Below are 25,979 nucleotides of genomic sequence, written 5' to 3' on the forward strand. Positions count from 1 at the left end.
CGTCACTCGGGCGCCCGCTCGCGGAGCCGCAGTCGGACCGGTTCCGCGGGACGGGTGTTCGCACTCGCTTGCAGCGACAGGTCCTCGGTCTCCCGTTCGAACACGAACCGCCGGAGCAGCGTCGCGGTCGCGAGCCGGAGCTCCTGCCGGGCGAACCGCATCCCGATGCAGTGACGCGGGCCGCCGCCGAACGGGAAGTAGGCGTACTCCGGGCGCTCGCCGATCGCGGGGCCGGAACTGTCGTCGCCGTGGACGACCTCGCCGTCGACCTCGCGGAGCCAGCGCTCGGGGCGATAGCTTTCGGGGTCGTCCCACCACTGTTCGTCGCGGTGGACCGTCCACGGCGAGAGCGTGAGCACGACGCCGGCGGGGATTCGGTAGCCCCCGAGCTCGACGGGTTCGGTCGGTTCGCGGAAGAACGAGTGGACCGGCGGGTAGCGGCGGAGCGCCTCGTCGACAGCCGCGGTCAGCGTGGGGCAGTCGCGGATCTGGGCCGCCGTCGGGTCGTCGTCGAACGCGGTCACCTCCTCACGGACCCGCTCCTGCATCTCGGGCCGGCCGGCGAGACAGTAGAGCGTGTACGTCAGCCCCAACGCGCTCGTCTCGTGGCCGGCGAACAGGAACGTCACGGCGTTGTCCACCAGCTCCTCGTCGTCGATGGCGCCCATCTCCGCGGCCGCGACGAGCGTCCCGAGCAGGTCGTCGGCCTTGCGTGGGTTCGATGGCGGCTCCGCAGCGCGTCGCTCGGCGACGAGATCGCGGATCGTCGCCCGGAGCGTGTCGAGGCGCCGGTGGTAGCGTCGCCGGGTCGGCGTCGGCACCCACTCGGGCAGGAACGACCCCAGTCGCGAGGTGTCGAACCGTTCGGTGATGCTCTCGGCGGCCGCACGGACTGGTTCACGCTCGGCGTCGATGTCATCGCCGAGGAGGCTCTCGGCGAGCACCGAGAACGCGTAGTCGGTGGCCACCGCGTGTACGTCGATCACGTCGCCGTCGCGCCACGAGTCCGCGGTCGCCCGCGCGTGCTCGACCATCGAGTCGCCGTACGCCTCGATCCGCTCGCGGAAGAACGCCGACCGGACGGCGGTTCGCTGCTCGCGCCACCGCTCGCCCTCGGCGAGGAACAGCCCCTGACCGAGCAGCCGGCCGAGCTGCTCCCGGGGCATCTCCCCCTTGACGTACCGGTCGTGATCGTCGACGAGGATTCGCTTGATCGCCGCCGGGTCGCTGACGACGTAGGCCTCAGTCCCGAACACGTTGTACCGGGCGAGGCCGCCGTACTCCGCCGACTGGCGCTCGTAGAACGCCAGCGCGTCGTCGGCCAGCGAGTGGACGTTACCCAGCACCGGGAGGCCGTCCGGCCCCGGCGGTTTCGTGGCCGACGGATCGCCGTCGGCCGGCCTCTCCGGCTCCCGGTCGCGCTCGCCGTCGGGCACTGTCTCGGTCATAGCTGTCGGTCGGGGAGCGGGACGGCTGACGGTTCGCACGGACGTATCCGTGTCTTCAAAAGTGAAGGCCGTGGCGCCCCACGGTCGCGACATGCGGTACGCCCACGTCCAGTTCCGGTTCCCGCCCGCCCTCAGACACCCGATGCACGCCTACCTCGACGAGGGGGAGGAGTGGCGCTCGGAGCTCCTGACCTGGCGACGACTGCCCGACGAAACGCTGGTGACGCTGTTCCGCGTGACCGCGCCGCGGGAGCCGTACCTCGACCGACTGCGCGGGATCGATTCGATCGATCGGTTCGAGACGGCGCCCGGCGACAGCGAGTTCTACCTCAAGGCCCACGAGCGGCTCGGCGGGCCGCTGGAGTCGTTCCTCGGCGCGTTCACGGACACGGAGTTCCTCTCGGTGCCGCCGATCGTCTACCGGTCGGGCGGCCGGCTCTCCTTCGGCGTCGTCGGGCCGCCGGCACAGCTTCGTGGCGCGCTCGAGTCGGTTCCGGACCCGATCGATGCCGACGTCGAACGGCTCGGACCCTACGCCGGCGGGCGCCGACTCGCGGGCGTCGACCTGACCGACCGCCAGCGGGAGGCGTTGCGGGCCGCTCAACGGGTGGGGTACTACGACGTGCCGCGGACGGGCGCGGTCGCGGACGTCGCCGCCGAACTCGGCTGTTCGTCGTCGACAGCGGGCGCCCATCTGCGGAAAGCGGAAGCGGCGTTGGTGGACGCGTTTCTGGCCGAGTGAGGGCCGATCACTTCGGCGGCCGGAGCCGGTAGTAGCGACGGTTGAGGTCGTACATGTACCCCTCGCGCATCGTCTTCAGCACCGCGTAGCTGATCGCCGCCGCCACGAGCGGGAGGATGAACGTGAGATCGAACAGCAGCGTCGGGGACATCGGCACGAGGTTCTTCGCGGAGTACACCGCGATCGTGAACGCGAACACGGTCCCGCCGACGCCCACCGCCGCCCAGAACGGCTGTTCGACCGGGCGACGGGCGCTCCCCTTGTTGAGGAACGGGACCATCGCCATCGTTCCGACCACGACGACGTTCGCCAACACGCCGTAGGTCTTGTCGCTCACCACCTTCTCGCCGCCGAGAACGGCCAGATCGGGGTTCAGCGGGCCGAGCTTCAGGAGGCCGAACGACCAGTAGAGGTACCAGTCGGGCAAGATGATCGCCGGCGTCACGCTTCGGTTCGCGGGGTCGCCGATGTGTGGCGGCAGCGTCGCCGCCAACAGCAGCAACATCCCCACGAAGAAGCTCGTCAGCGCGAGGTTGCGGATCAGTTCGTGGGGCCACGTCGGGAACGCGAGCACGTCGCGCTCGACGTAGGTGGACTCCTGACGCAGGTCCTGATCCTCGCGCCGTGCTCGCTCGAAGTACTCGTAGGTGAGGCGAGGGAGTCCCGCCCGCCGGGTCTTACGTTCGCTCCACGTCGGCGTGTCGTCGTCCGGCGGGACGACGTTCGTCCCCGCGCCGTCGGTTCGTGGTTCGTCGTCGGTCCGGTCGTCTGGTGTGTTCTCTGGCATCGCTGTGGAGGGTCGGGTGGTTCGAACGCCGTTACTCGACGGCGCCGGCCGGTGCGTTCAGCGTGGACCTCGGTGGAGGGCCGAACGGGGTTCCTGCTGCGAGTTCTCCCGCGAAGTCGGTACGGGCCGGGGGACCGTAAGCGCTCGCAGGAACGATTTCCTGTTCGTCATTCTACTATTGGGAAACATACACACAAATCGCCCGGAGCGAGGACTGTCGGAACGCGGTGTGCCCCGATCGGCCGCCGCCGTGAGGCGGTTCCAGAATACTGATTGTCGGCGAGGCGGAACGTCGGCGCCATGGCTCTCGAACGCCGCACCCCGGACGGCGCGGAGAACGTGTTCGGCCTCCTCGCCAACGGCGTCCGGATCGACATCCTCCGGGCGCTCTGGGCGGCCGCCCCCAATCCCGTTGCCTTCTCCGAGCTCCGGGACCGAGTCGGCGTCGAGGACTCCGGGACGTTCAACTACCACTTGGATCAGTTGCAGCCGGCGTTCGTGACCAAAGAGGACGGCTACCGACTGAGCTACGCCGGTCGGCAGGCCGTCGGGAGCGTGATCTCCGGCCGCTTCAGCGCGGCCGACGCCGCCGACGTGGGACCCGTACCCGCCGGCGACTGCATGCACTGCGGCGAGACCACCGAGGCGACGTACGACGACGGCTTCTTCGTGGTCGACTGTCCGGCGTGTGAGCAGTTGGTCGTCAAGATGTCGACGCCGCCTATCGTCGTCGCGTCGACGGAGCCTGAACGGCTCCCGTCGGTGGTGAGCAAGCACGTCCTGACGCGGACCGAACGCCTGAGCCGCGGCTTCTGTACGCTCTGTGACGGCCGGGTGGACGCGACGCTGGCCCCCGAGGCGGAGACGGCGACGACGTTCCGGCCGGAGCTGGACGTTCGGTTCACGTGTCGGGAGTGTGGCGCCGAGCCGCGGCTGAACGTCGCGGCAGTGCTGTTCGACCACCCCGCCGTCGTCTCGTTCCTCCACGACGCCGGCGTCGACCTCCGGGAGACGTACGTCTGGGAGATCCAGTCGCTGTTGGACCCGGAGGCGACGGTCGTCGACCGCGACCCACCGAAACTCCGGCTCACCTTCGAGATCGACGGCGAGGCGCTGACCGTCGTCGTCGACGGATCGGCCAGCGTCGTCGAGTACAAACGGGTCTGAGTCGGCGGGACGCCGGCCCCCGACGGCTCACTCCTCGAAGACGAACGTGCCGTCCTCCTGGACGACCTCGCCGTCGACCTCGATGCGGGAGTCCTCGCTCATGTCGACGATCATGTCCATGTGGACCGCGCTGTCGTTGCGCTCGCGGTCCTCGGGGACGGTCCACTCGTAGGCGCGGCCGATCGCCATGTGGACGGTGTCGCCCATCTTCTCGTCGAACAGCATGTTGTACGTGAACCGGTCGATGTCGCGGTTCATGCCGATACCGAGCTCGCCGAGGTAGCGCGCGCCCTCGTCGGTGTCCAACATCTCCGTCAGTACGTCCTCGTTCTTCTCGGCGGCGTGGTCGACGACCTTCCCGTCCTCGAAGGTGAGCTGGACGCCCTCGACCTCTCGGCCCTGTGCCATCAGCGGCTTGTCGAACAGCACCTCCCCCTCGACGCTGTCCTTGATCGGGGCGGTGTACACCTCGCCGCCGGGCATGTTCTTCTCGCCGTAGTCGTTCTGGGGGAGCATCCCGTCGACGCGCATCGTCACGTCGGTCGTGTCGCCGGAGACGATCCGGACCTCGCTCGCGTCCTCGAGGATCTCGACCATCTGGGCCTGGAACTCCCGCTGTTGCTCCCAGTCCTTGTCGATGGCCGACCAGACGAACTCCTCGTAGGCCGGCGTCGACATCTCCGCATCCTGCGCGTTGCCGGGGGCGGGGAACGCGGTCGTGACCCACCGACTCCCCATGCGCGCCTCCTGAACGGCCTTGTTGGCCGCGGCGAACGCCGCGTTCGTCTCGGGGTCCACGTCGCCCGTCTCGTGGGTGTTGGTCGCGCCGCCGACGTTGATCATCACGTCGGTCTCCTCGGCCATCGCGAGGACGTGCTCGGAGAGCTCGACGTCGTCGGGGTCGATCGCCCGCCGGTACGCCCGGCTCGCCCGCTGGCTGACCAGCCGAGTCGACGCGTTCGCGCCGACCTCACCGAGCTTTTCGGCGACGGCGATCAGCAGCTCCTCGGCCACCGGCGGCCCGCTGACGGCGACGTTCTCGCCGGCGGAAACGTCGGTGCAGTGGTCGACGAGGATCTCCGCGTGTCGCTGGATACGGTCGTCCATGAGAGCGTGGTGGACGGCGGGGTACGAAAAAGGTGTCAGAACGATGTTTCTGTAAGAGGTTCGATACGCGACGCCGGCAGGCGGCTGTCGGAGGACGTTGGAGGGTGTGAAAGAAGTGGACTGCCCGCGACCGGTGGGGTCGATCGCTCGTTCTCCGCTACTGACGGGCGCGGAACTCCCCGTGTTTCAGTCCGAGGAAGAACGCGACGACCGAGAAGACGATCATCGACGGCAGGACCATCATGAACACCGTCGAGGGGGTCATCATCGACGTGAGCGCGACCGTCGCGACAGCGACGATCACGACGAGCGGGGCGACCGAGCGCGTGAAGTCGAACTCCATAGCGGCTGTTGTGGCTGAACGAACAAATCGGTTGAGGAAGCGGAGGGAGGGACGCTGAGGATGGGTTCGCGCCGATGAGCTGTATCGAAATCGTCGGCGCCGTCGTCATCAGGATCGTCTTGGCCGCCGCCCTCGAGGAATGTACTTGAACCAGCTCGCTGAGTCGGCCGTAGGAACCACCGGAACCGACGGAGAGAAACAAGAGAACGGGAACAGCGATGGGACAGCAATGCAAAAATTCATCGCAGGTGATGCCATCGTTAGTACAAACGCGCCGCGCTGAAACAGAGACCCGAATCGACCAAACCCAACTGGCGATCGTGGCAGAGGTCTGACTCACACCGCAGTACATCACCTATGGAATTCGTATCGACATCGAAGCGGATCCAAGATTCACGCACGGCAACTCTCAGTGCGGTGCTGCTCGTACTGCTCGCTCAGTTACCCATTTTCGCGGTCTTCGCGGATATCCCACTGGTTGGTGATTCGTTTTTGGGTGCCACCGTACTGTGGGTCGTCGGAGCACTCGTCTGGAGCATGTACACAGCGGTCCTACTGTTAGCTCCACTGGCGGATATCCGCGACCATCCGGATCGGGATTCCTGGGGACCGTTCGAGACGCTGAACGTGTACACGTACGTGTCCGTCCGGCAGATATCGATCCGACTACTGCATGGAGTCATAGGGTTCGTACTCGCGTTTATCGGCACGGTACTGTTCGTGGCGACACCGCCACTACTGGTACTCCCGGTGGTGGTCATGATGACTTCGGTCGTCATGATGGGAGCACACGTGGGTGTGAAGGATCCGTCAGAAGAGACGAAACGGCGTCTCTGATCGGCGACGGTCGGACGTCGGCACCGCGTCCGGAGGACGGCTGAGGCGGTGCCTGCGAGAGTTCGTAAGTAGGGCCTGTCGTAACCCTCACGAGACAGAAACGTATTGTGGGTGCGGTCGCTCCACGACGATGTGCTCGATTCCGTCCAGATTCCGAACCGGTCGTCGGATGCGGCTGTCTGGGTCGCAGTAAGCCTCGCGTTCGCGGCGGCACTCTACCTCTTTCCACCGGAAAGAGTCGGACTGTTTCTCGACCTCTGCGGGGCGCTGGTCCTGCTCGCACCGTACTTACGAGCGATCGAGAGCCCTTTGTTGGCGATCCCATCCGAACCGTTCCGCTCCCTGGCAGCCGTCGAGCGGCTCAAAACGGACATCCCGAACAACCCGACCCTCAACTCGGAGGACGACGCGTTCAGTCGCGTAGCCGCACAGATCGCAGAGAACTACGGGGTGGAAGCGACCAGCGTGGAGTTCTCGCATCAGAGCCGCCCCTGGACGGTCAACACTATCGACATCGGTAGTGAAGAAACCGCGTCCGTGGTTCGCATCAAAGGTACCCGCCCGCAGATCCAGGATTTCCTCGATAAGATCATCGAACGCACCTTCCTGCGCGTCGGTGCAGTCCTCCTAGTACTGGGATTCGGCCTGCAACTGCTGGCTGGGGCGTTGCTCTGAGTCGGAGTGCCTGAGGAGCGAGCCCAGTTTACGCCCGGAAGGCCCGGATCTCGTACTCGTGGGTCTCGCCCGACTCCGATTTTGCTTCGACGAAGACCTCGCGACTCACTTCCTCGCCGTGTGCACCGAGCATCCCGTAGTACGCGTCTAAGACCTCGGGTCGGGTGAGTCGGTCCTCCTCGCTCCCCTCTTGGCCGATGATGTTCGCCATCACGACGAGTCCACCGTCGGTCATCAAGTCGAATACAGTCTGGATGTACTCGTTCATCTCGGGGACGCTAAGCTGGTTGCCCATGTAGTAGATGGTCTCACTCCAGACGACCAAGTCGAAGCCGCCACCGAACTCGTCGACACGCTCGACCGCGTCACCCGCGATGAACTCCGCCCGTTCCTCCCCGACCGACTCGCGTGCACGCTCGACCGCGTCCTCGGCGACGTCGATGCCGAGCAACTCCGCGTCAGGAAACCGGTCGAGCAGCATCTCCGAGTGCGCCCCCTCTGCACAGCCGAACTCGAGGATGCGGTCCACGTCCGTAAGGCGCTCTTCGGCGACTCGGGTCTGCCGGCGGTACTTTTCCTGCTCGTAGCTCGAACTCCGGAACGACCAAGGGTCCTCCTCCTCGAACTTTTCGTCGAAGTACTCCTCTTGTAGAGAATCATCGGGGCTCATTGTTCTTGTTCGTGGATTCTCGCCACGGGGCAAACATCTTACTAGTTATCGCGGTACGTTTCGTCGATCGGTTGTTCGTCGGCCCGCTCTTCGCTGGCTTCCAGCAGCGCAAGGACGTACAGGTGCAGCGCCGCGTAGACGAACAGATCCTGTGTCGGGAGCGGAGCCGACGAGATAGAGTCGACACCGCCGCTCAGGTCGGGCGAGACTTGGATAGTTCCGGCCCGGCCCCAGGCCCCCTTGCCACGGAGACTGGCCTCCTCCTCGGTGAGTTCACCGAAGGCGAGCATCACGAGCCGGAACGGACGTGGGTAGCGCCGTTCGGTTGCCAGCATGTTGTTGATGGAGTGAGAGTTTCCGTCGAGATAGTCGAGTCGGCGCTGCTTGACTTCTGGGTCCTCCGACGGTGGGATGATCGTCAGGAGGTACCCGCGGTTCTGGTAGAGGACGTTGAGCAACCGGTCCTTGATGGAGCCGACATCCTCGTGGGCGGCGTTCACGTGCAGTAGTTCTGTGAGTTTGAGCGCCATCTCGTATCCGTAGGCATGCCCAGCCCCGAGCGATGCGACGATGGGCGCGATCTGGGCGCCACCCTGGCCGGCGTCGCCGGCCGGACGGATAGCGGGGACGTCACTATCCTCCTGAATCTCCGAAGCCACTTGGGCGAAGTCGCTCTCGTTGGTCAGTCCCCCCGTCTCGGAGAACTGCTGGCTTACCCAACTCGAGAGGTCCGCGAACCGCGACTGCAGGGCCGACTTCGAGGGGGCACCCCCCATCTCGAGGACTGTGTGAAGCGTCGTGAGCTGTGCGTAGAGGCTCTTAACCGCGTATTCGTCGACGTGACGGTCGATGCTTCCCTCGTCCTGCGGATCTCCGATCGGAACGACGGGGACGTGAACGTCCGCGGTCCCGACCAACGAGGATCCGGGTTCGCACACCGCCACCATCACCCCCACGTCATCGGCGGCTTCCGCCGTGTTGACGACGCTCGAAGTTTCGCCACTCTGGGAGATTCCCACGAGCGTGTCGCTGGGCCCGATGACTGAGACGTCTACGAGGTCGGTCGTGTCCACGTACGTCTCGACCCCCTTCGAGGAGAGGTACTGACCCAGCCAGTAGGCGACGGAAAGCGAGGAGCCTTGGCCGGTGAGGTAGACGGTTCCGTCCGCATTCAGCAGTGCGTCTTGGACCTGGGTGCGACGATCGTCGTCTACGAGGGCCTCCCAGGTGGTGTCGAGGATCCCCTGATAGATGCTGTTCGGATCGTCGGGGTCGAGCCCGGTAATTAGGTCCTCTCTGAAGTGTCTGAGAACCTGTTCGGAGCGACTCGACTGCTGTCGGTACCAAGCCTCGATGAGCGACTCCGCAAAGGCCTCCTTCGTCTGGTTATTCTCGGCTGCTTGGGCAGCCACCCAGTCGTACACGTCCGGATCCAACGGGAGTGTGAGGTTCGGCATGCAGTGCTCCGGCGCACACTACTGTGATCGCATACATAACTGTTACCTGAAAGGAGATCACGAATTCTCTTCCCTGCCGGATTACCGTCGTCGTCGGTCCGTAATACGGCGAGAAACCGACAGACTTCAGCGGCTTAATGCATGTAGGTGATATCGCCGACGGCAGCGTGCCAAGGGACACAGTAGGCGGCCTCGAACGAGCACGCGCCGAAGTCGACCCCTGGGTAGCGACCGCGGCGCATGGCTCACACCTCTCCTCTTCGAGCGCGGCGCACCTCCGTCCCCTGAGCACAGGACCAGACGGCGGCGACCCGACACTCCACTGGGGAGCTACCTCTCTGGAGATGGAGTCTGCTGAAAACCGATTCCGGCGAAAACACGGCTCTGGATGGTAGCTGAACGGGCGATCCTCTGCACTCCGGTAAAATTCGAGCGGACTCGCGGGGGTCTCGCGAGCGAAGGGAAGGAACGAAAGGAGTGGACTCGCGGGGATTTGAACCCCGGGCCTTCCCCGTGCCAGGGGGATGATCTACCACTGATCTACGAGCCCTCGCTGCACTCGATGATACCGCTGTCCAGTAATTAAGGGCTTCGAAACTGATCTCGATGCTGTCTCGCGGTCGGTGGTGCACCGCAACGTCGGGGGTAGGCTCCCCCGACCGAACGTTACTGCTTCACGGACAGCGGATGTAGGAAACTTGGCCGAACCCGATCTGGTAACAGCCGTTCGTCGTGACCTCGTCGGTGGAACTCTCCACCGTCGGGTCCTCGATCGACTCCGTCACCGAGGTCGTGGCATCGGCAGGAGCAGCAACGGCGCCACCACTGACTGCGAGACCGAGCAGCGAGACGATCACTAGGAATCTGAGTAGTGTTGCTTTCATTGGTGTATGTTGGCTTATGCCAACTACTACACCAGTTGCTGCAGTAATTAATAAACCTAATTGTTCCATCAATATTGCCGCTATTTCATGTCTGTAGAGTCGCCCAAGCGAATTCTCTCTCGGAACCGGATGCGACCGAGTGACAGGTGGCCGGCGCTGTCGACGCGGATGGAAAGCCATTAAGCCCCTCGCCGGCCACTCCCCGATGGGAACAGCACGGCCGCAAATCTGACTCGCTCGGACCGACCGAGCTTGGGATTGCGGAAGTGTACCGACGTGTAGTCGGTCTTTTCGCGGTCAGTGCCGTTCCAACTCAGACAATGGCACGAATGCATACACGCCGCCGCGGGTCGTCCGGTTCGGACGCCCCCGTGGCAGACGAGCCGCCGGAGTGGAGCGACGTCGACGCCGAGGAGATCGAATCCCGCGTCGTCGAACTCGCAGAGCAGGGCCACGACCCCAGTCAGATCGGCCTGAAACTGCGCGACGAGGGCGTGAAGGGCACGCCCATCCCGGACGTCAAACTGGCGACCGGGAAGAAAGTCACCGAGATCCTGGAGGAGAACGACGCCGATTCCGACCTCCCCGAGGATCTGCGGAACCTGATGGAGCGCGCAGTCCGCCTGCGCAAGCACATGGACCGGAACCCGCAGGACGCCCAGAACAAGCGCGCCCTGCAGAACACCGAGTCCAAGATCCGTCGCCTGGTCAACTACTACCAGGGCGACGAGCTCGACGCCGACTTCGAGTACGACTACGAGACCGCCGAAGAGATCCTCGAAGGCTAAATGTCGAAAGCGCGCCCAGTCGAGGAGCCACTCGCCGAGACCCTGTCGGCGGCCCCGTTCGTTCGGGTCGCCGCCGCCAGCGACGGCGACAGCCTCGCGGCTGCCGGCCTCCTCGCCCGGGCGTGTGCCGGGACGGACACCCCGTTCCAGCTCCGCCTCGACGATGCGCCGGACACCGAGGACGCCGTCACCGTCACGGTCGGACCGACCGCCGTCGACGGCGACGCGACGCTCGACCGACCGGCGAGCCCGACCGCGTTCGAGCTGGCTCGCCACCTCGGCGCCGATCCGGACCCGGTCCTCGCCCTCGCCGGCACGATCGCCGCGGGCGAGACCGTCCAGTCGGCCGACGCGGCGCTCGAAGCCGCACGCGAGTCGGCGTTGATCGACCGACAGCCCGGGTTGGGACTCCCGACGGCGGACGTGCCGACCGGGCTCGCGGCGTCGACGCTGCTGCACGGCCCGTTCTCGGGCGACGAGGACGCGGCGGCCGCGCTGGTCGCCGAACTCGACGCCGGCGACGATGCCGACAGCGACGAGGCGTTCGACCGCCGGCTCGCCTCGCTGGTCGCCGTCGACACGGTGACCGCCGAGGGGGCCACCGAGCGCGCCGCGACACAGGTCGAGCGCGCGCTCCGGCCGTACGTCACGCCCGACGCGCCGTTCCGCACGCTCGGCGGCTACGCCGACGTGCTGGACGCGGTCGCCCGGACCGCCCCGGCTGCCGGCATCTCGCTGGCGCTGGAGGAGGGCTCCGACGAGGCGACCGATGCCGCGCTCGCGGCGTGGCGCAAGTACGGCGCGGCGGTCCACGACGGCCTGCGATCGGCGACGACCCGCCGGCACCACGGCGTCTGGCTCCTCGATCTCGGGGACGCCGACCCCGCGGTCCTGCCGGCGGTCGCCCGCCTCGCGCTGGCGTTCCACTCGCCGGAGCCGGTCGCGCTCGCCGTGACCGACGGCGCCGCGGCCGCCGCCGGCGACTCGGGGATCGACGACGCCGTCGCGGCCGCCACGCGCGCGGTCGACGGCACGGGCCACGGCACGGACACGACCGGCTGGGCGCGCTTCGACAGCGACACCGAACAGTTCACGGACGCGTTCCGGGAGGCGCTATGAGCGGGGATCGCCACGAGGCGACGATCGCCACCACCCACGACGACGCGGGGACGGTGGCGGCCGCGCTCGCTCCCGACAACACCGATGCGATGACGACGACCGTCGACGGCGACACGGTCCGGACCGCCATCGTCCGCGAGGACGCCGGCGGGCTGGCCGCCTCCGTCGACGACTACGTCGTCAACCTCACCGTCGCCGACGCCGTCTGCGAGACGGCTCGGGACACCACTCAACCATGAGCGAGACATCCACCAAGATCGAAGGCAAACGATGGTACACCGTGCTCGCGCCCGAGCAGTTCGACCGGGCCGAGATCGGTGAGACCGTCGCGGAGGAACCGAACCAGGTCGTCGGCCGAACCATCGAGACCACGCTGGGCGAGATGGAGGGCGACCAGGGACAGAACAACAGCAAGCTCACGTTCAAGATCGACGACGTGGGCAGCGACGCCGCCTACACCGAGTTCATCAAGTACGAACTCACGCGGGACTACCTGCGCTCGCTGGTGCGCCGCGGCGCCTCGAAGGTCGCCGCCACCGTCACGCTGCTGACGACTGACGACTACCGCGTCAAGATCCAGCCGGTGGCGCTGACGACCCAGAAGGCCGACCGCTCCCAGGAGCAGGCCATCCGCTCGGTGATGACCGACATCGTCGAGGAGGCCGCCGACGAGCGCACGTTCGAGCAGCTGGTCGACAGCGTCGTCGAGGGCCGGGTCTCCTCGGCCATCTACGGCGAGGCCAAGGAGATCTACCCGCTGCGCCGCGTCGAGGTCCAGAAGCTCACCCTCGAGGCCCGACCCGAGGAGGTCGCGGCCGAGGAGGAGGCTTCTGTCGACGTCGAGGAAGAGGACATCGAGGAGTAGTCCTCGCTTCAGCGGATTCACGCGCTTTTCGTCTTTTTCACCGATCGCGAGCGGCGGCGCCGGCCACGCTGCTGGAACGCCATCGGTGCAGTCGCCGATCGGTGCGTCGACGCCTACTCGCTCGGCGTCGCCGTCGGCGTGGACTCCTCGACGATCACTCTCCCCACCATCCCGCCGCTCTCGTGGGGGATACAGAAGTAGTCGTACTCGCCGGGGATCTCGAACGTGTGGGTAAACTGGTCGCCGTTGCTCAGCCCGCCGCCGGTGCTGTTCGTCCACGCCTCCCGGGCGGCCGCCTCGCTTTCGTAGCCGCCGGAGGCGAAGAAGGCGGCGCCGTCGGGCAGCGACTCCTCGTAGGCGGTGACCGTGTGGTCGCGGGTGCCCGTGTTCTCCCAGACGACCTCCTCGCCGGGGGCGACGGTGATCGTCTGCGGGTCGAACGAGGTCGGGCGCATCCCCACGTCGAAGTCGGTGTTCTCGTCGCGAGTCAGGCCGAGACAGCCCCCGAGACTCACCGCGGCAGCCGTGCCCGCGGCGACGAGATATCGTCGGCGGTCCATGGGTCGGCCTCGGTCCCGGAGCGGTTTAGGCGACGCGATTCCGTCACCCCGAAGGTAAACACGTAAACCGCGGCCGTGTGTCGAATCGCCCATGCGCTTGCGGTCACTCGGCCGTCTCGGTCCAGCCGACGCCGTCACCGTCGGGAACGCCGCGCTGGGCTTTCTCGCGGTCGTCGCCGCGACCGTCGACATCGGCCTCGCGGCCCGGATCGTCCTGCTGGGCGCGATCGCCGACGGGCTGGACGGCGTCGTCGCCCGGAAGTACGGCGGCACCGAGGCCGGCCCGTACCTCGACTCGCTGGCCGACGTTGCCACCTTCGGCGTCGCACCCGCGACCCTCGTTGCCGTCGTCGCGCGCCGGGAGTGGGGGACGCCGGCCGCGCTGCTCTCCGGCGTCTCGACGGAGAGTTTACTCGCGCTGGCCGGCGTCGTCGTGCCCGCGCTGTACGTCGCCGCCGCGGTCACGAGGCTGGGGCTGTACACCGCCTACGACACCGACAGCGACGAGACCGTCGGCGTCCCGACGACGCTCGCGGCGACGATCTTTGGCGCGATCGTGCTCACGGGCTACCGCGGCGCCGGGACCGTGCTGATGGGCTTTCACGACGCCGGCTTCCTGCTCGCGCTCGCGGCGGTTCTGACGCCGCTGATGCTCTGTGACGTGGTCTACCCCGACCTCCACGCGCAGGACGCGCTGGTGATGGGCGTCGTACAGGCCGGCGCCGTCCTGCTTCCGGGGCTGTACGGCCGCGGCTTCGCGTTCGGCCTGCTGTACGTCGCCCTCGCGTACCTCGTCCTGGGGCCGGTGCTCTACTGGCGGCGCTGACCGTGGTCAGTCGGCCGACGGCTCGAGAATACCCTCACAGCGTGCGACGAAGTCGGCGAGGTTCCGGGCCACGTCCTTGTCCAGCGTGACGATGACGCCGGCGTCCTCGCCCTCGCGGAAGTGAATCAGTACCGCCTTCGCGTGGAGCGAGATCGACGCCTGCTGGGGGCCGAGCCCCTGATAGTCCCGTTCGCGGATCAACGGCTCGGCGTCGCGTGCGCGCCGTGCAAGCGCCGGCACCGCCTGCTGGAGGTCGGGCGTCGCGAGATCCTCACGGACGTACAGCGCGGTCCAGTCGTCCTCGTCGTAGCGGAACGCCGAGCGGAAGTTCTCACCGGCCTGCTCCTGGACGAGTCGGACGAGCCCCTGGTACCGTTCGTTCACACGTTCTCCTCGCGGGTAGGGGTCTTAATAGATCGCTTCTTCGGTAGAAATGGCCGTACTGCGGTGGGTCAGGCCTCGGCGGCGGCCGCGTCGTCGTCAGCTGCGAGCGTTTCGCGGGCCTTCTCGGCCTCGGCCTGCAGCGTGTACTCTCGGGCGTCCTCGTACTCGGCGACCGCTTCGAGCGCCTCACGGGTGCCGATCTGTCGGAGCGCCCACGCCGCGGCGGTCCGGACGGTCCGCTCCTCGTCCTCCTCGATCGTGGCCGCGAGCGGCTCGATCGCGCGGGTGTCGCCGATCAGGCCGAGCGCGCGGGCCGCGAGCGGGCGGACCTTGTCGTTGTCCATCTCCAGCTTGTTCGCGAGCGCCTGGGTTGCCTCTTCGCTGCCGATCTCGCCCAGCGCGCGGAACGTGACTTTCTGGAGCTGCGGGTCCGAGTCCTCGTCGACGTACTCAAGCAGCGTGTCGACGGCGTCCTCGGCGCCGGCACCCATCTTCCCGAGCGCCTCGATCCCGGGCTTGTCACGCTTCTGGGCGCGGGCGTGCATCTCGTCGAACGCGGCCGGGTCGCCCATCCGGGTCAGCGTCTCCATGCAGTGGCGCTCCATGAACTCCGAGTCCAGCGCGTCGAGCGCGCGGAGCACCTGCTCGACGTTGCCCTGCTGTTCGTGCTCCTTCAGCGCGGCCCACTCGACGGGGTAGTCCTTGTAGTGGCCGAGCACGTCGTAGAACCCCTCCGCCCGGAGCTGTTCGTTCGTCTCGAGGTCGTCCCACTCCTCGGCCTCCTCCAGCCCGGAGTCCAGTTCGTCGGTCGCCTCGACCAGCGCGGCGAGCGTGTCGGCGTCCGCGTCGGGGTCGAGTTCGGCGTCCTCGATCGCGTCGGCGACGGCGTCGAGTTCGTGGGCGAGCGCCTCGGGTTCTTCGTCCTCGGCGCTGCCGAACTCGGTGTCGAGCGCGTCGCCCGCGGCGTCGAGGTAGGCGTCGACCGCCGCCTGCGTCGCCGGGGTGCCGTTCGCGGTCCAGCGCGTCTCGGTGAGCTTCGTCTGGGCCGCCTCGATATCCTCGAGCACGTCCTCGGCGTAGGGGCCGCGCTGCTCCTCGATCCCCTCGCGGAGCTCGTCGATCTGGCCTTCGATCTCCTCGGCCGTCTCGTCGTCCTCGTCGAACTCGGCAGTCTCGAACGCCTCGGCGACGCGGTCGACGGTGGCCTCGACGTCGTCGAGGTCGGCCTCCGTCTCGGCCGCCTCGAGTGCCTCGCTCGCCTCGTCGAGGCGTGACTCCATCTCCTCCGCGGAGAGCTGGAGCGCCTCCTCCTCGGCCTCGGTCGGCTCCTCCTCGTCAGTCATACGTGTGAGTGGGTCCGAAACTGATTAAGGCGTTTCCCTTCCGAGCGCTCCGAGGCGGCCGAAGCGGGACTACCGCTCCAGCCCGGGGTTGGTGACCGCGCCGTCGGCTGCCGAGCCGAACTGCGCGCCGTACTTCCCGAGCACGCCGCCGGCGTACGACGGGTCGGGTCGCTCCCGGTCGTCGAGCCGGGCCTCGATCTCCTCCTCGGGGAGGGCCACGTCGAGGCTGCGCTCGGGGATGTCGATCGTGACGTGGTCGCCGTCCTCGAGCGCGCCGAGCGGGCCGCCGACGAACGACTCCGGGGCGACGTGGCCGATCATCGGCCCGCGGGTCGCGCCCGAGAACCGCCCGTCAGTCACCATCGCCACGTCGTCTTCGTGGCCCTGGCCGACGACGGCCGCGGTGACGCCCAGCATCTCGCGCATCCCCGGGCCGCCGCGCGGGCCTTCGTTGCGGATCACGATCACGTCGCCCGACTCGATCCCTCCTTCCTGCACGTACTTCATCGCGTCCTCCTCGCTCTCGAAGACGCGCGCCGGCCCCTCGTGGTGGAACTGATCCTCGCCGGTGACCTTGAGGACGGCGCCGTCGGGCGCGAGGTTTCCCTTCAGGATCTTGATCGCGCCCTCCTCGTGGAACGGGTCGTCGACGGGCCGGAGGAAGTCCGTCTCGTCGAGCGTGCTGTCGGCGGGGAGGTCGAGCGTCTCCAGTTCCTCCGAGACCGTCCGGCCGGTGACGGTCATCGCGTCGCCGTCGAACAGGCCGGCCTCGACCAGCCGGCGGATCACGACCGGCACGCCGCCCGCGTCGTGGAGGTCCTTCATCACCCGCGAGCCGCCGGGCTGGAGGTTCGCGATCTTGGGGGTGCGGCGGCTGATCTCGTCGAAATCCTCGATCGAGAGGTCGATCCCCGCCTCCCCTGCGAGTGCGAGCAGGTGGAGCACTGCGTTCGTCGAGCCGCCCATCGCGACCTGCACCGCGATCGCGTTCTCGAACGACGCGCGAGTGAGGATGTCGGAGGGCTTGCGGTCGTTCTCGACGGCGTCGAGCGCGAGTTCGCCCGCGCGCTCGGCCACGCGGGTCCGGCCCTCGCTCTCCGCGGGCGGGGAGGCGCTGCCCAGCGGCGCGAGTCCGAGCGCCTCGCTGATCGAGGCCATCGTGTTCGCGGTGAACATCCCGCCGCAGGAGCCCGCGCCGGGGCAAGCGTTTCGCTCCAGCTCGTCCAACTCCTCGCGGCTCATCTCCCCCTGCGCGTACGTGCCGACGCCCTCGAACACGTGCTGGACGGTCACGTCCCGGCCCTCGTGCTGGCCGGGGAGGATCGAGCCGCCGTAGAGGAACACGCTCGGGAGGTCGGTCCGGATCGCGGCCATCAGCATCCCGGGGAGGTTCTTGTCACAGCCCGCGACCGTCACCAGCGCGTCGAGGCGCTCGCCGAACGCCACCAGTTCGACGGAGTCGGCGATCACCTCCCGCGAGATCAGCGACGCGCGCATCCCCTCGGTCCCCATCGAGATGGCGTCGGAGATCGTGATCGTGCCGAACTCGATCGGCATCCCCCCGGCGTCGTCCACGCCGTCGATCGCGCCGTCGGCCACGTCGTCGAGGTGGACGTTACATGGCGTCACGTCCGCCGCGGGGTTGGCGACGCCGACCATCGGCGAGGCGAGGTCGTCGTCGTCGAACCCCATCGCGCGGAACATCGAGCGATGCGGCGCGCGCTCCGGCCCCTCAGTCACCTCGCGGCTCCGCAGATTGGGGGGCTTCTCCCCGGCGCTGTCTCCCTCCCCGCCTCGCGTGTCTTGGCGACTCATACCACTACCCACGCCCGGGGGCACTTAACTCCGTTCCGGGTGTGGTGCGTAACATTTCATCTACGTAACACGCCCTATTAATCGTGATGGTTCTCGCCGGCAGCTTTATCAAGTGCCACCAAGTAGCGTGGGACGCAATGTCTCACGACACCGAGGGAGCGTCGGAAACCCCGGCGGATCGAGTTCTCCCAGGGCACGCTGAGAACTGATCCCGAGTTCGCCACGGCTCGGATCTTCGACACCACCCTGCGAGACGGTGAACAGTCGCCCCGGACTTCGTTCTCCTACGACGACAAACGCGAGATAGCCGCCGCACTCGACAGCGCCGGCGTCGACGTGATCGAGGCGGGCTTCCCCGTGAACTCCGACGCGGAGTTCACGGCGGTCCGCGACGTCGCGTCGGCCGCCGACACGACGGTCTGCGGGCTGGCTCGCGTCGTCGAGGAGGACGTCGAGGCCGCGCTCGACGCCGGCGTCGATCTGGTCCACGTGTTCGCGTCGACCAGCGACGTCCAGATCGAGGACTCGATGCACGCCAGCCGCGAGGCCGTGATCGAGCGCTCGGTCGAGAGCGTCGAACGCGCCGCCGAATCCGGTGTAGACGTGATGTTCTCCCCGATGGACGCCACCCGGACCGATCCCGACTACCTCGCCGAAGTGGTCGAGGCGGTCTCCGACGTGGGCGTCGACTGGATCAACGTCCCGGACACCTGCGGGGTCGCGACCCCCGGGCGGTTCGCCGAGTTGATCCGGACGGTCAAGGAGCACACGGACGCCCGCATCGACGTACACACCCACGACGACTTCGGACTCGCGAGCGCGAACGCGCTCGCCGGCTTCGAGGCCGGCGCCGAGCAGGCGCAGGTCTCCGTCGGCGGCATCGGCGAGCGCGCCGGCAACGCCGCGCTCGAACAGGTCGTCATGGCCGCAGAGAGCGTCTACGGCGCCGACACCGGGATCGACACCACCGCGATCACCGGCCTCGCCCGCACGGTCGAGGAGCGCAGCGGCGTCGACCAGCCAGCCAACGCGCCGATCGTCGGCGAGAACGCCTTCGCCCACGAGTCCGGCATCCACGCCGCGGGCGTCATCGAGAACGCGGCGACGTTCGAGCCTGGCGTGATGACGCCGGAGATGGTCGGCGCCGAGCGCGAGCTGGTGCTGGGCAAGCACACGGGCACCCACTCCGTCCGCGAGCGCCTGCGCGAGGCGGGCTACGACCCGACCGACGAGCAGGTCCGGGCGGTCACCCGCGAGGTGAAAGACCGCGGCGCCGACGGCGACGAGATCACCGCCGAGACGCTCGAAGCCGTCGCCGCAGCACACGACGTCGACCGCGAGCGCGAACGCGTCCCGGAGGGGCCGGCCTGATGGCTCCCCGCGACGGCGCGCCGCGCCAGCCGCGGCGCTCGCGATCGTGCCACGGTGTGACGTGGCGCGGAAAGAGTTATCACGGTCGGTGTCATCGCTCCGGCCATGACGCGTCGACGCCACACCGGTTCGCTCGGCGTCAGCGTCTCGCTCGTCATCGTAGGGGTCTGACCCCTACAGCCACCACTTCTCCACCGACCGTCGCAGCACTCGACCGGCGAGCCTGCAGTCACACGACGAGCGAGTCAGCGCGCGCCGCGGCACCATCCCGGCGCGACGACCGAGCGGAACGACACGACGACCAGCCGCAGACCAACGGCGCCTCCGGCGCCGACCACCGATGACAGAGAACACGATCTACCACGACGAGGACGCGACGCACAGCTACATCGAACCGAAGACGGTCGCGGTGCTGGGCTACGGCAGTCAGGGCCACGCACACGCACAGAACCTCGCGGACAGCGGGATCGACGTGATCGTCGGCCTGCGCGAGGGGTCGGCCTCCCGGACCGCCGCCCGCGAGGACGGCCTCACCGTCGCGACGCCGACGGAGGCCGCGGCGGCCGCCGACGTGGTGTCGATGCTCGTCCCGGACAACGTCCAGCCGGACGTGTACGACGACATCGCGCCCGAACTGGACGCCGGCGACACGCTCCAGTTCGCCCACGGCTTCAACATCCACTACGACCAGATCGAGCCGCCCGAGGACGTCGACGTGACGATGGTCGCGCCGAAGGGGCCGGGCCACATCGTCCGCCGGCAGTACACCGACGGCGAGGGGACGCCCGGACTGATCGCGGTGTACCGCGACGCGACCGGCGAGGCGAGACAGGAGGCGCTCGCGTACGCGGACGCGATCGGCTGCACTCGCGCGGGCGTGATCGAGACCACGTTCCGCGAGGAGACCGAGACCGACCTGTTCGGCGAGCAGGCGGTGCTCTGTGGCGGCGTCACCGAACTCGTGAAGGCGGGGTACGAGACGCTGACCGACGCCGGATACAGCGAGGAGATGGCGTACTTCGAGTGCCTGAACGAGCTGAAGCTCATCGTCGACCTGCTGTACGAGGGCGGGATGGGCGGGATGTGGGACTCCGTCTCCGACACCGCCGAGTACGGCGGCATCACCCGCGGCGAAGTGGTCGTCGACGATCACACCCGCGAGCAGATGGAGACCGTGCTGGAGCAGGTCCAGAACGGCGAGTTCGCGACGGAGTGGATCACCGAGAACCGGGCGGGCCGGCCGTCCTACGGCCAGCGCCGCGCCGCCGAGAAGAACCACGAGATCGAGGAGGTGGGCGAGGAGCTCCGCGCGCTGTTCGCCTGGAGCGATGCCGAGGAGAACCGGGAGCCAGCCAACACCCCAGCGGACGACTGAGACCGATGACCCGACACACCGACACTACGAGCCGACGGCGCGACGAGACGAACCGACGAGAGACCAGCCGGCGGACGATGAGCGAGGTGAGCCACACCAACCCCACGACCGGGGAGAGCTTCGGCGACTCGCAGGTGTTCCAGCGGGGGACGGTCGCGATGGTCGACGGCGGCGAGGCCCCCGAGGAGCGCGACGACGATCCGGAGCCGATGGGCGACGTGGACCACACGCCCCGCGAGGACGCCCCCGAAGCGAACGACGCGTACGTTCGCGGCGTCGACCGCGAGGGAGCGAGCGACGACGAGTCCGAAACGGCGGCCGACACAGAGGAGGGAGCCGACGAGGAGGCCGTATGAGCGAGGGGACGCTGTACGACGCGGTGTGGGACCGCCACCGCGTCCGGCGGCTCCCCAGCGGGCAGGACCAGCTGTTCGTCGGCCTCCACCTGATCCACGAGGTGACGAGCCCGCAGGCGTTCGGGATGCTCGAGGAGCGCGACCTCGACGTGGCGTACCCCGAACGGACCCACGCCACCGCCGACCACATCGTCCCGACGGACGACCGCGAGCGCCCCTACGACGACGAGGCCGCGGAGTCGATGATGGCCGAACTGGAGGCAAACGTCGCCGACGCCGGCCTCTTGTTCGACCACCCCGAGACGGGCCGACAGGGGATCGTCCACGTCGTCGGCCCGGAACAGGGGCTGACCCAGCCGGGGATGACCGTCGTCTGCGGCGACTCCCACACCGCGACCCACGGCGCCGTCGGCGCGCTGGCGTTCGGGATCGGCACCTCCCAGATCCGGGACGTGCTCGCGACCGGCACCGTCGCGATGGAGAAGCAGGCGGTCCGCCGGATCGAGGTGACGGGCGAGCTCGGCGAGGGCGTCACCGCGAAGGACCTGATTCTGACGATCATCGGCGCGCTCGGCACCGACGGCGGCGTCGGCTACGTGTACGAGTACGGCGGCCCGGCGGTCGAGTCGCTGTCGATGGCCGGCCGGATGACCGTTTGCAACATGTCGATCGAGGGCGGCGCCCGTGCGGGCTACGTCAACCCCGACGAGACCACCTACGAGTGGATGGCCGGGACGGACGCGTTCGCCGACGATCCCGAGAAATTCGCCGAGCGAAAGGAGTACTGGGAGTCGATCCGCTCGGGCGAGGACGCCACCTACGACGACGTGGTGACGATCGACGCCAGCGAGATCGAGCCGACGGTGACGTGGGGGACGACGCCCGGCCAGACGGTCGGCATCTCGGAGCCGGTTCCCGATCCCGCCGATCTCCCGCCCGAGGACCGCGCGGTCGCCGAGCGGGCACAGGAACACATGGGCGTCACGCCCGGCGAGCCGATGGCGGGGTTCCCGGTCGACGTGGCGTTTCTCGGCTCCTGTACGAACGCGCGGCTCTCGGACCTGCGTGCGGCCGCCGAAGTCGTCGCAGAACGAGAGCTTGCCGACGGCGTGCGGGGTCTCGTCGTCCCGGGAAGCCAGCGCGTGAAAGCCGCCGCCGAGGCCGAGGGGCTGGACGATATTTTCCGCGAGGCGGGGTTCGAGTGGCGCGGCGCGGGCTGCTCGATGTGTCTCGGGATGAACGACGACCAGCTCGTCGGGGACGAGGTCTGTGCCTCCTCCTCGAACCGGAACTTCGTCGGCCGGCAGGGCAGCGCCGACGGCCGGACGGTCCTGATGAGCCCCGAGATGGTCGCCGCCGCCGCGGTGACCGGCGAGGTGACCGACGTGCGCGAACTCGACGCCGCGCCGGAGGTGGCGCGGTGACCCGGAAGGACGGCGATCCCGTCGACGTACCCGCGATCGAGCGCGTCGAGGGGACGGGCGTCCCCGTGCGCGGGAACGATATCGATACCGACCAGATCATCCCCGCGCGGTTCCTGAAGGTGCTCACCTTCGAGGGGCTCGGGGAGTTCGCGTTCTTCGATCAGCGCTACGAGAACACCGGTCCCGACGCGGGCGGCGACGGGCTGGCCGCCGAGCGCGAGGTCGCCGAACAGCCCACTGACCACCCGTTCAACGACGAGCGCTTCCGGGACGCGAACGTGCTGGTGGTCAACGCCAACTTCGGCTGTGGCTCCTCCCGGGAGCACGCGCCGCAGGCGCTCGCGCGCTGGGGGATCGACGCCATCGTCGGCGAGTCGTTCGCGGAGATATTCGCGGGTAACTGTCTCGCGCTGGGAATCCCGACCGTGACTGCCGACAGCGAGGCGATCGAGGCGCTGCAGGACCATATCGACGCCAATCCTGACACGGAGATCACCGTCGACGTGGCCGACGAGACGGTGCGCTACGACGGCCGCGAGATCGACGCCGCGGTCGACTCGGCACAGCGCCAGTCGCTCGTCGCGGGCGAGTGGGACACCACCGCGCTGCTCGGCGCCAACCCCGAGGCGGTCGCGGAGACGGCCGCCTCGCTGCCCTACACCGACCGATGACCGACGAGATCGCCGTGATCCCCGGCGACGGGATCGGGCAGGAGGTCGTCCCCGCCGCGGTTCGGGTGCTGGAGGCCGTGGATCCGGAGTTCACCGTCCGGCACGCCGAGGCCGGCGACGCGGTCGCCGAGGAGCGGGGGACCCCCCTGCCCGAACCGACCGTCGAGACCGTCGAGGCCGCCGACGCGACGCTGTTCGGCGCGGCCGGCGAGACGGCGGCCGACGTGATCCTCCCGCTCCGGGAGGCGGTCGGCAGCTTCGCGAACGTCCGGCCCGCCCGCGCGTACCCCGGCGTCGACGCGCTCCGGCCGGAGACGGATCTCGTGTTCGTCCGGGAGAACACGGAGGGAGTCTACGCGGGCCACGAGAGCGATCTCGGCGAGGGCGTGACGACGCTCACCCGCGTGATCACCGAGTCCGCCTCCCGCCGAATCGCCGAGTTCGGCTTCGAGTACGCCGACGAGCGTGGCGCGGACGTGACGGTCACGCACAAGGCGAACGTGATGCGCGTCACGGACGGGCAGTTCCTCGACGCGGTCGACGCCGTCGCCGAGGAACGCGGCGCCGAGTACGGGACCGAACTGATGGACGCGCTGGCGACGAAGCTGCTGCTCGACCCGACGGCGTACGACGTGATCGTCTGCCCGAACCTCGCGGGCGACGTGCTCTCCGACCTCGCCGCCGGACTCGTTGGCGGGCTGGGGTTGCTGCCGTCCGCAAACGTCGGCGCCGAGAACGGGCTGTTCGAGCCGGTCCACGGCACCGCGCCCGATATCGCCGGCGAGGGCGTCGCCAACCCCGCGGCGGCGATCCTGAGCGCGGCGATGCTGCTCGACAGTCTCGGTCACGAGGACGCGGCCGCCGACGTTCGCTCGGCGGTCGAGCGCACGCTGGAAGGCGGGCCGCGGACGCCGGATCTCGGCGGCACGGCGTCGACCGACGAAGTGGCCGACGCCGTGATCCGGCGGCTCTAACGACTCACGTTCGCGCGCAGTTCCAGCTTCTTCACTCGCGTCGCGAGCGTAAGGACCGTCGCCGTCAGCGTGAGCACGACCGCGCCGGCGGCCGCGAGTGCGTGGATCTCCGGCGGGTGGGTGAAGAAGCCGTCGACCCCGATAGTTTGCCCGGGGATGAGCGTGTGGTGGGGGGTGCCGAGCACCGGGACGAAGTAGTCAACGAGGTCGTTCAGGCCGTACCACAGCACCGCGACGGCGACGGCCCGGACCGGGAAGTCGGAGATGCGGTGGAGGACGAACGCCTGCACCACCATCGCGAGGTGGCTGAACAGGAGGAACAGGTACATCGGCAGGGGGTTGACCGCGCGGAACGAGTCAGAGAAGACGAGCAGCACGTACGGCGTCCAGAGCCCGAGCTTCCAGCAGCCGAAGAACGCGAGCGCCGAGAGGTACTCGTTCGCGCTACCCAGCGCCCACGCGCCGAACGCCAGCGCGATGAACAGCGTCGCGACGGGGCTGTCCGGCACGAGCGGCCAGAACGCCGCCGGCTCCGCCGCAAGCTGGCCAGTTATCAGCGGGTCCGACAGGGGAAGGGGGTGGACGCCGTAGTACCAGAAGCCGAAGGCGGTGCCGAGGAGGTTGGTGACGACGACGAGCCACACCGCGCGCAGCCCGAAATCCTCGACCGCTCGGGGGAGCGGTGCGAGCCAGCGCGGCAGCGCGTCGCGGTCGGGCAGGCGCGAGCGGGGGAGCAGGCCCGGTAGAGTCATACTGGGGCGACAGACCGGCGGTGGCAAAGGGCTGCCGGTGACGGTGCGGGCAAACCGGCAGCGATGGCAAAGGGCTGCCGGTGCCGATGTGGGTCGTCGGCGTCGACTCGCGGGCGAACGGGCCGAAGCCACCCCCCTTAAGTCCCGCCCGCCGCAAGTGTGGGTATGGACGAAGTGGACGACATCGAGGAGCTCAAACGGGGCACCGACCTCGTGAAGCGCGGCTTCGCGAAGATGCAGAAAGGCGGCGTCATCATGGACGTGGTGAACCGCGAGCAGGCCCGGATCGCCGAGGACGCCGGCGCCGTCGCGGTGATGCACCTCGAAGCCGTCCCGGCGGACATCCGCAAGCGCGGCGGTGTCGCCCGGATGGCCAACCCCGCCGAGATCGCGGAGATCACCGACGAGGTCTCGATCCCGGTGATGGGGAAGGTCCGGATCGGCCACCGGAAGGAGGCCGAGATCATGGAGGCCGCCGGCGCGGACATGGTCGACGAGAGCGAGGTGCTCACCCCCGCCGAGGAGAAGTACCACATCGACAAGCGGGACTTCACCGCCCCGTTCGTCTGCGGCGCGCGCAACCTCGGCGAGGCGCTCCGGCGCATCGACGAGGGCGCGGCAATGATCCGCACCAAGGGCGAGGCCGGCACCGGCGACGTGAATCAGGCGGTCCACCACCAGCGCAACATCAAGAGCGCGATCCGCAAGCTCGAGGGAATGAACTACGAGGAACGGGAGATGTGGGCCCGCGAGCACGAGGCGCCGCGGGAACTGGTCCACGAGACGGCCGACCTCGGCCGGCTGCCCGTCGTCAACTTCGCGGCCGGGGGGATCGCGACGCCCGCCGACGCCGCGCTGATGATGTACCACGGCTGCGACGGCATCTTCGTCGGCTCGGGGATCTTCGGCGCGGAGAACCCCGAGAAGATGGGCAGCGCGATCGTCGAAGCGGTCAACAACTGGGACGACCCCGAGGCGCTGCTGGAGATCGCCTCCGACGTGGGCGGCGGCATGAAGGGCGAGTCGAACGTGGATCTGCCCGAGGAGGAGAAGCTGCAGGGCCGCGGGAATTAGGTAGGTAGTTTTCGGTTCTTTTTGTCGTACTTGGTATCGGTGTTGGGATTGGCTGCAACTCTGCGGCGACACTCGATTGCGTTGGCTACCGGGACAGCGACCGCAACAGCATCTCGGTGCTAGACCACTTGCGACCGCCGTGCGCCGGGCACAAGGCCCGCCATC

General features: G+C 68.2%; 28 protein-coding genes and 1 tRNA gene. 16 read left to right on the plus strand and 13 right to left on the minus strand.

The window, feature by feature from the left end; genetic code table 11:
- Positions 1 to 2: 2 nt before the first annotated feature.
- Positions 3 to 1,448 carry a cytochrome P450 gene (locus ACYQZ5_RS06905; RefSeq protein WP_379730449.1) on the minus strand — a complete coding sequence of 482 codons (1,446 nt, stop codon included), beginning with the start codon at positions 1,446 to 1,448 and terminating at the stop codon, positions 3 to 5.
- Positions 1,449 to 1,539: 91 nt separating this feature from the next.
- On the opposite strand from ACYQZ5_RS06905, the gene ACYQZ5_RS06910 reads away from it, so the two are divergent.
- The gene (locus ACYQZ5_RS06910) at positions 1,540 to 2,190 is read left to right on the plus strand and encodes a helix-turn-helix domain-containing protein (protein WP_379730448.1); all 651 of its coding nucleotides are present in this window, start codon (positions 1,540 to 1,542) and stop codon (positions 2,188 to 2,190) included.
- A 7-nt stretch (positions 2,191 to 2,197) separates the two neighbouring features.
- On the opposite strand, the gene ACYQZ5_RS06915 is transcribed toward ACYQZ5_RS06910, so the two are convergent.
- The gene (locus ACYQZ5_RS06915) at positions 2,198 to 2,977 is read right to left on the minus strand and encodes a cytochrome b family protein (protein WP_379730447.1); all 780 of its coding nucleotides are present in this window, start codon (positions 2,975 to 2,977) and stop codon (positions 2,198 to 2,200) included.
- A 300-nt stretch (positions 2,978 to 3,277) separates the two neighbouring features.
- Between ACYQZ5_RS06915 and ACYQZ5_RS06920 the strand changes: the two genes are divergently transcribed.
- Positions 3,278 to 4,144, plus strand: a complete 867-nt coding sequence (locus ACYQZ5_RS06920; RefSeq protein ID WP_379730446.1) for a winged helix-turn-helix domain-containing protein — start codon at positions 3,278 to 3,280, stop codon at positions 4,142 to 4,144.
- 27 nt (positions 4,145 to 4,171) lie between these two features.
- On the opposite strand, the gene ACYQZ5_RS06925 is transcribed toward ACYQZ5_RS06920, so the two are convergent.
- Positions 4,172 to 5,251, minus strand: a complete 1,080-nt coding sequence (locus ACYQZ5_RS06925) for an aminopeptidase (RefSeq protein WP_379730445.1) — start codon at positions 5,249 to 5,251, stop codon at positions 4,172 to 4,174.
- 157 nt (positions 5,252 to 5,408) lie between these two features.
- Positions 5,409 to 5,594, minus strand: coding sequence for a DUF7333 family protein (locus ACYQZ5_RS06930; protein WP_379730444.1), 186 nt, complete (start codon positions 5,592 to 5,594; stop codon positions 5,409 to 5,411).
- Between the two features lie 417 nt (positions 5,595 to 6,011).
- On the opposite strand from ACYQZ5_RS06930, the gene ACYQZ5_RS06935 reads away from it, so the two are divergent.
- Both ACYQZ5_RS06935 and ACYQZ5_RS06940 read left to right on the plus strand, forming a co-directional pair.
- Positions 6,012 to 6,431 carry a hypothetical protein gene (locus tag ACYQZ5_RS06935; RefSeq protein WP_379730443.1) on the plus strand — a complete coding sequence of 140 codons (420 nt, stop codon included), beginning with the start codon at positions 6,012 to 6,014 and terminating at the stop codon, positions 6,429 to 6,431.
- A 132-nt stretch (positions 6,432 to 6,563) separates the two neighbouring features.
- Positions 6,564 to 7,106, plus strand: a complete 543-nt coding sequence (locus tag ACYQZ5_RS06940; RefSeq protein ID WP_379730442.1) for a hypothetical protein — start codon at positions 6,564 to 6,566, stop codon at positions 7,104 to 7,106.
- A gap of 28 nt (positions 7,107 to 7,134) precedes the next feature.
- On the opposite strand, the gene ACYQZ5_RS06945 is transcribed toward ACYQZ5_RS06940, so the two are convergent.
- The 4 genes from ACYQZ5_RS06945 to ACYQZ5_RS06960 all read right to left on the minus strand — a co-directional run bounded on the left by ACYQZ5_RS06945 (position 7,135) and on the right by ACYQZ5_RS06960 (position 10,090).
- Entirely contained in the window at positions 7,135 to 7,809 is a 675-nt protein-coding gene (locus tag ACYQZ5_RS06945; RefSeq protein WP_459845596.1) for a class I SAM-dependent methyltransferase, read from the minus strand.
- An 8-nt stretch (positions 7,810 to 7,817) separates the two neighbouring features.
- On the minus strand, positions 7,818 to 9,233 hold the full coding sequence (locus ACYQZ5_RS06950) for an SIS domain-containing protein (RefSeq protein WP_379730440.1): 1,416 nt from the start codon (positions 9,231 to 9,233) through the stop codon (positions 7,818 to 7,820).
- A 478-nt stretch (positions 9,234 to 9,711) separates the two neighbouring features.
- A tRNA-Ala gene (locus ACYQZ5_RS06955) sits at positions 9,712 to 9,783 on the minus strand.
- A gap of 124 nt (positions 9,784 to 9,907) precedes the next feature.
- Positions 9,908 to 10,090 (minus strand): hypothetical protein, encoded by a 183-nt coding sequence (locus tag ACYQZ5_RS06960; RefSeq protein WP_379730439.1) that lies wholly within the window; start codon positions 10,088 to 10,090, stop codon positions 9,908 to 9,910.
- Between the two features lie 347 nt (positions 10,091 to 10,437).
- Between ACYQZ5_RS06960 and ACYQZ5_RS06965 the strand changes: the two genes are divergently transcribed.
- The 4 genes from ACYQZ5_RS06965 to ACYQZ5_RS06980 are packed head-to-tail and all read left to right on the plus strand — an operon-like array spanning position 10,438 to position 12,889.
- Positions 10,438 to 10,905, plus strand: coding sequence for a 30S ribosomal protein S15 (locus tag ACYQZ5_RS06965; protein ID WP_379730438.1), 468 nt, complete (start codon positions 10,438 to 10,440; stop codon positions 10,903 to 10,905).
- On the plus strand, positions 10,906 to 12,024 hold the full coding sequence (locus ACYQZ5_RS06970; protein ID WP_459845600.1) for an exonuclease RecJ: 1,119 nt from the start codon (positions 10,906 to 10,908) through the stop codon (positions 12,022 to 12,024).
- Entirely contained in the window at positions 12,021 to 12,263 is a 243-nt protein-coding gene (locus ACYQZ5_RS06975) for a KEOPS complex subunit Pcc1 (RefSeq protein ID WP_053948061.1), read from the plus strand. Before ACYQZ5_RS06970 ends, ACYQZ5_RS06975 begins: the two co-directional genes overlap by 4 nt.
- The gene (locus tag ACYQZ5_RS06980; RefSeq protein ID WP_379732657.1) at positions 12,260 to 12,889 is read left to right on the plus strand and encodes a 30S ribosomal protein S3ae; all 630 of its coding nucleotides are present in this window, start codon (positions 12,260 to 12,262) and stop codon (positions 12,887 to 12,889) included. Before ACYQZ5_RS06975 ends, ACYQZ5_RS06980 begins: the two co-directional genes overlap by 4 nt.
- A 113-nt stretch (positions 12,890 to 13,002) precedes the next feature.
- Here the strand turns inward: ACYQZ5_RS06980 and ACYQZ5_RS06985 are convergent, their stop codons facing one another.
- Complete coding sequence (locus ACYQZ5_RS06985; RefSeq protein WP_379732656.1) at positions 13,003 to 13,449, minus strand: plastocyanin/azurin family copper-binding protein; 447 nt, start codon at positions 13,447 to 13,449, stop codon at positions 13,003 to 13,005.
- A gap of 91 nt (positions 13,450 to 13,540) precedes the next feature.
- Here ACYQZ5_RS06985 and ACYQZ5_RS06990 point away from each other — a divergent pair, with 91 nt between their 5' ends.
- Positions 13,541 to 14,275, plus strand: coding sequence for a protein sorting system archaetidylserine synthase (locus tag ACYQZ5_RS06990; protein ID WP_459845603.1), 735 nt, complete (start codon positions 13,541 to 13,543; stop codon positions 14,273 to 14,275).
- A 6-nt stretch (positions 14,276 to 14,281) separates the two neighbouring features.
- On the opposite strand, the gene ACYQZ5_RS06995 is transcribed toward ACYQZ5_RS06990, so the two are convergent.
- The 3 genes from ACYQZ5_RS06995 to ilvD form a co-directional block, all read right to left on the minus strand.
- Positions 14,282 to 14,659, minus strand: a complete 378-nt coding sequence (locus tag ACYQZ5_RS06995; RefSeq protein WP_379732450.1) for a DUF7522 family protein — start codon at positions 14,657 to 14,659, stop codon at positions 14,282 to 14,284.
- A gap of 68 nt (positions 14,660 to 14,727) precedes the next feature.
- Complete coding sequence (locus tag ACYQZ5_RS07000) at positions 14,728 to 16,002, minus strand: HEAT repeat domain-containing protein (protein WP_459845605.1); 1,275 nt, start codon at positions 16,000 to 16,002, stop codon at positions 14,728 to 14,730.
- 69 nt (positions 16,003 to 16,071) lie between these two features.
- Positions 16,072 to 17,817, minus strand: coding sequence for a dihydroxy-acid dehydratase (gene ilvD, locus ACYQZ5_RS07005; RefSeq protein ID WP_379818675.1), 1,746 nt, complete (start codon positions 17,815 to 17,817; stop codon positions 16,072 to 16,074).
- A 177-nt stretch (positions 17,818 to 17,994) separates the two neighbouring features.
- Between ilvD and ACYQZ5_RS07010 the strand changes: the two genes are divergently transcribed.
- The 6 genes from ACYQZ5_RS07010 (at position 17,995) to ACYQZ5_RS07035 (ending at position 23,988) form a co-directional block, all read left to right on the plus strand.
- Positions 17,995 to 19,188 carry a LeuA family protein gene (locus ACYQZ5_RS07010; protein WP_459846599.1) on the plus strand — a complete coding sequence of 398 codons (1,194 nt, stop codon included), beginning with the start codon at positions 17,995 to 17,997 and terminating at the stop codon, positions 19,186 to 19,188.
- Between the two features lie 340 nt (positions 19,189 to 19,528).
- Positions 19,529 to 20,563 carry a ketol-acid reductoisomerase gene (ilvC, locus tag ACYQZ5_RS07015; protein WP_379732034.1) on the plus strand — a complete coding sequence of 345 codons (1,035 nt, stop codon included), beginning with the start codon at positions 19,529 to 19,531 and terminating at the stop codon, positions 20,561 to 20,563.
- A 5-nt stretch (positions 20,564 to 20,568) separates the two neighbouring features.
- Positions 20,569 to 20,919: a DUF7989 family protein gene (locus ACYQZ5_RS07020; protein ID WP_379732033.1), complete on the plus strand. Its 351-nt coding sequence runs from the start codon at positions 20,569 to 20,571 to the stop codon at positions 20,917 to 20,919.
- Positions 20,916 to 22,343, plus strand: a complete 1,428-nt coding sequence (gene leuC / locus ACYQZ5_RS07025; protein WP_379732032.1) for a 3-isopropylmalate dehydratase large subunit — start codon at positions 20,916 to 20,918, stop codon at positions 22,341 to 22,343. The genes ACYQZ5_RS07020 and leuC overlap by 4 nt, the downstream gene beginning before the upstream one ends.
- Positions 22,340 to 23,014, plus strand: coding sequence for a 3-isopropylmalate dehydratase small subunit (leuD, locus tag ACYQZ5_RS07030; protein WP_379732031.1), 675 nt, complete (start codon positions 22,340 to 22,342; stop codon positions 23,012 to 23,014). The genes leuC and leuD overlap by 4 nt, the downstream gene beginning before the upstream one ends.
- Positions 23,011 to 23,988 (plus strand): isocitrate/isopropylmalate dehydrogenase family protein, encoded by a 978-nt coding sequence (locus ACYQZ5_RS07035; RefSeq protein ID WP_459845608.1) that lies wholly within the window; start codon positions 23,011 to 23,013, stop codon positions 23,986 to 23,988. Before leuD ends, ACYQZ5_RS07035 begins: the two co-directional genes overlap by 4 nt.
- Here ACYQZ5_RS07035 and ACYQZ5_RS07040 read toward each other — a convergent pair.
- The gene (locus ACYQZ5_RS07040; RefSeq protein WP_379732521.1) at positions 23,985 to 24,740 is read right to left on the minus strand and encodes a DUF1405 domain-containing protein; all 756 of its coding nucleotides are present in this window, start codon (positions 24,738 to 24,740) and stop codon (positions 23,985 to 23,987) included. The genes ACYQZ5_RS07035 and ACYQZ5_RS07040 overlap by 4 nt on opposite strands.
- A gap of 165 nt (positions 24,741 to 24,905) precedes the next feature.
- Between ACYQZ5_RS07040 and pdxS the strand changes: the two genes are divergently transcribed.
- Positions 24,906 to 25,814, plus strand: coding sequence for a pyridoxal 5'-phosphate synthase lyase subunit PdxS (gene pdxS, locus ACYQZ5_RS07045; protein WP_379732522.1), 909 nt, complete (start codon positions 24,906 to 24,908; stop codon positions 25,812 to 25,814).
- Positions 25,815 to 25,979 lie beyond the last annotated feature (165 nt).

It is taken from the genome of Halolamina salina, assembly GCF_054653455.1.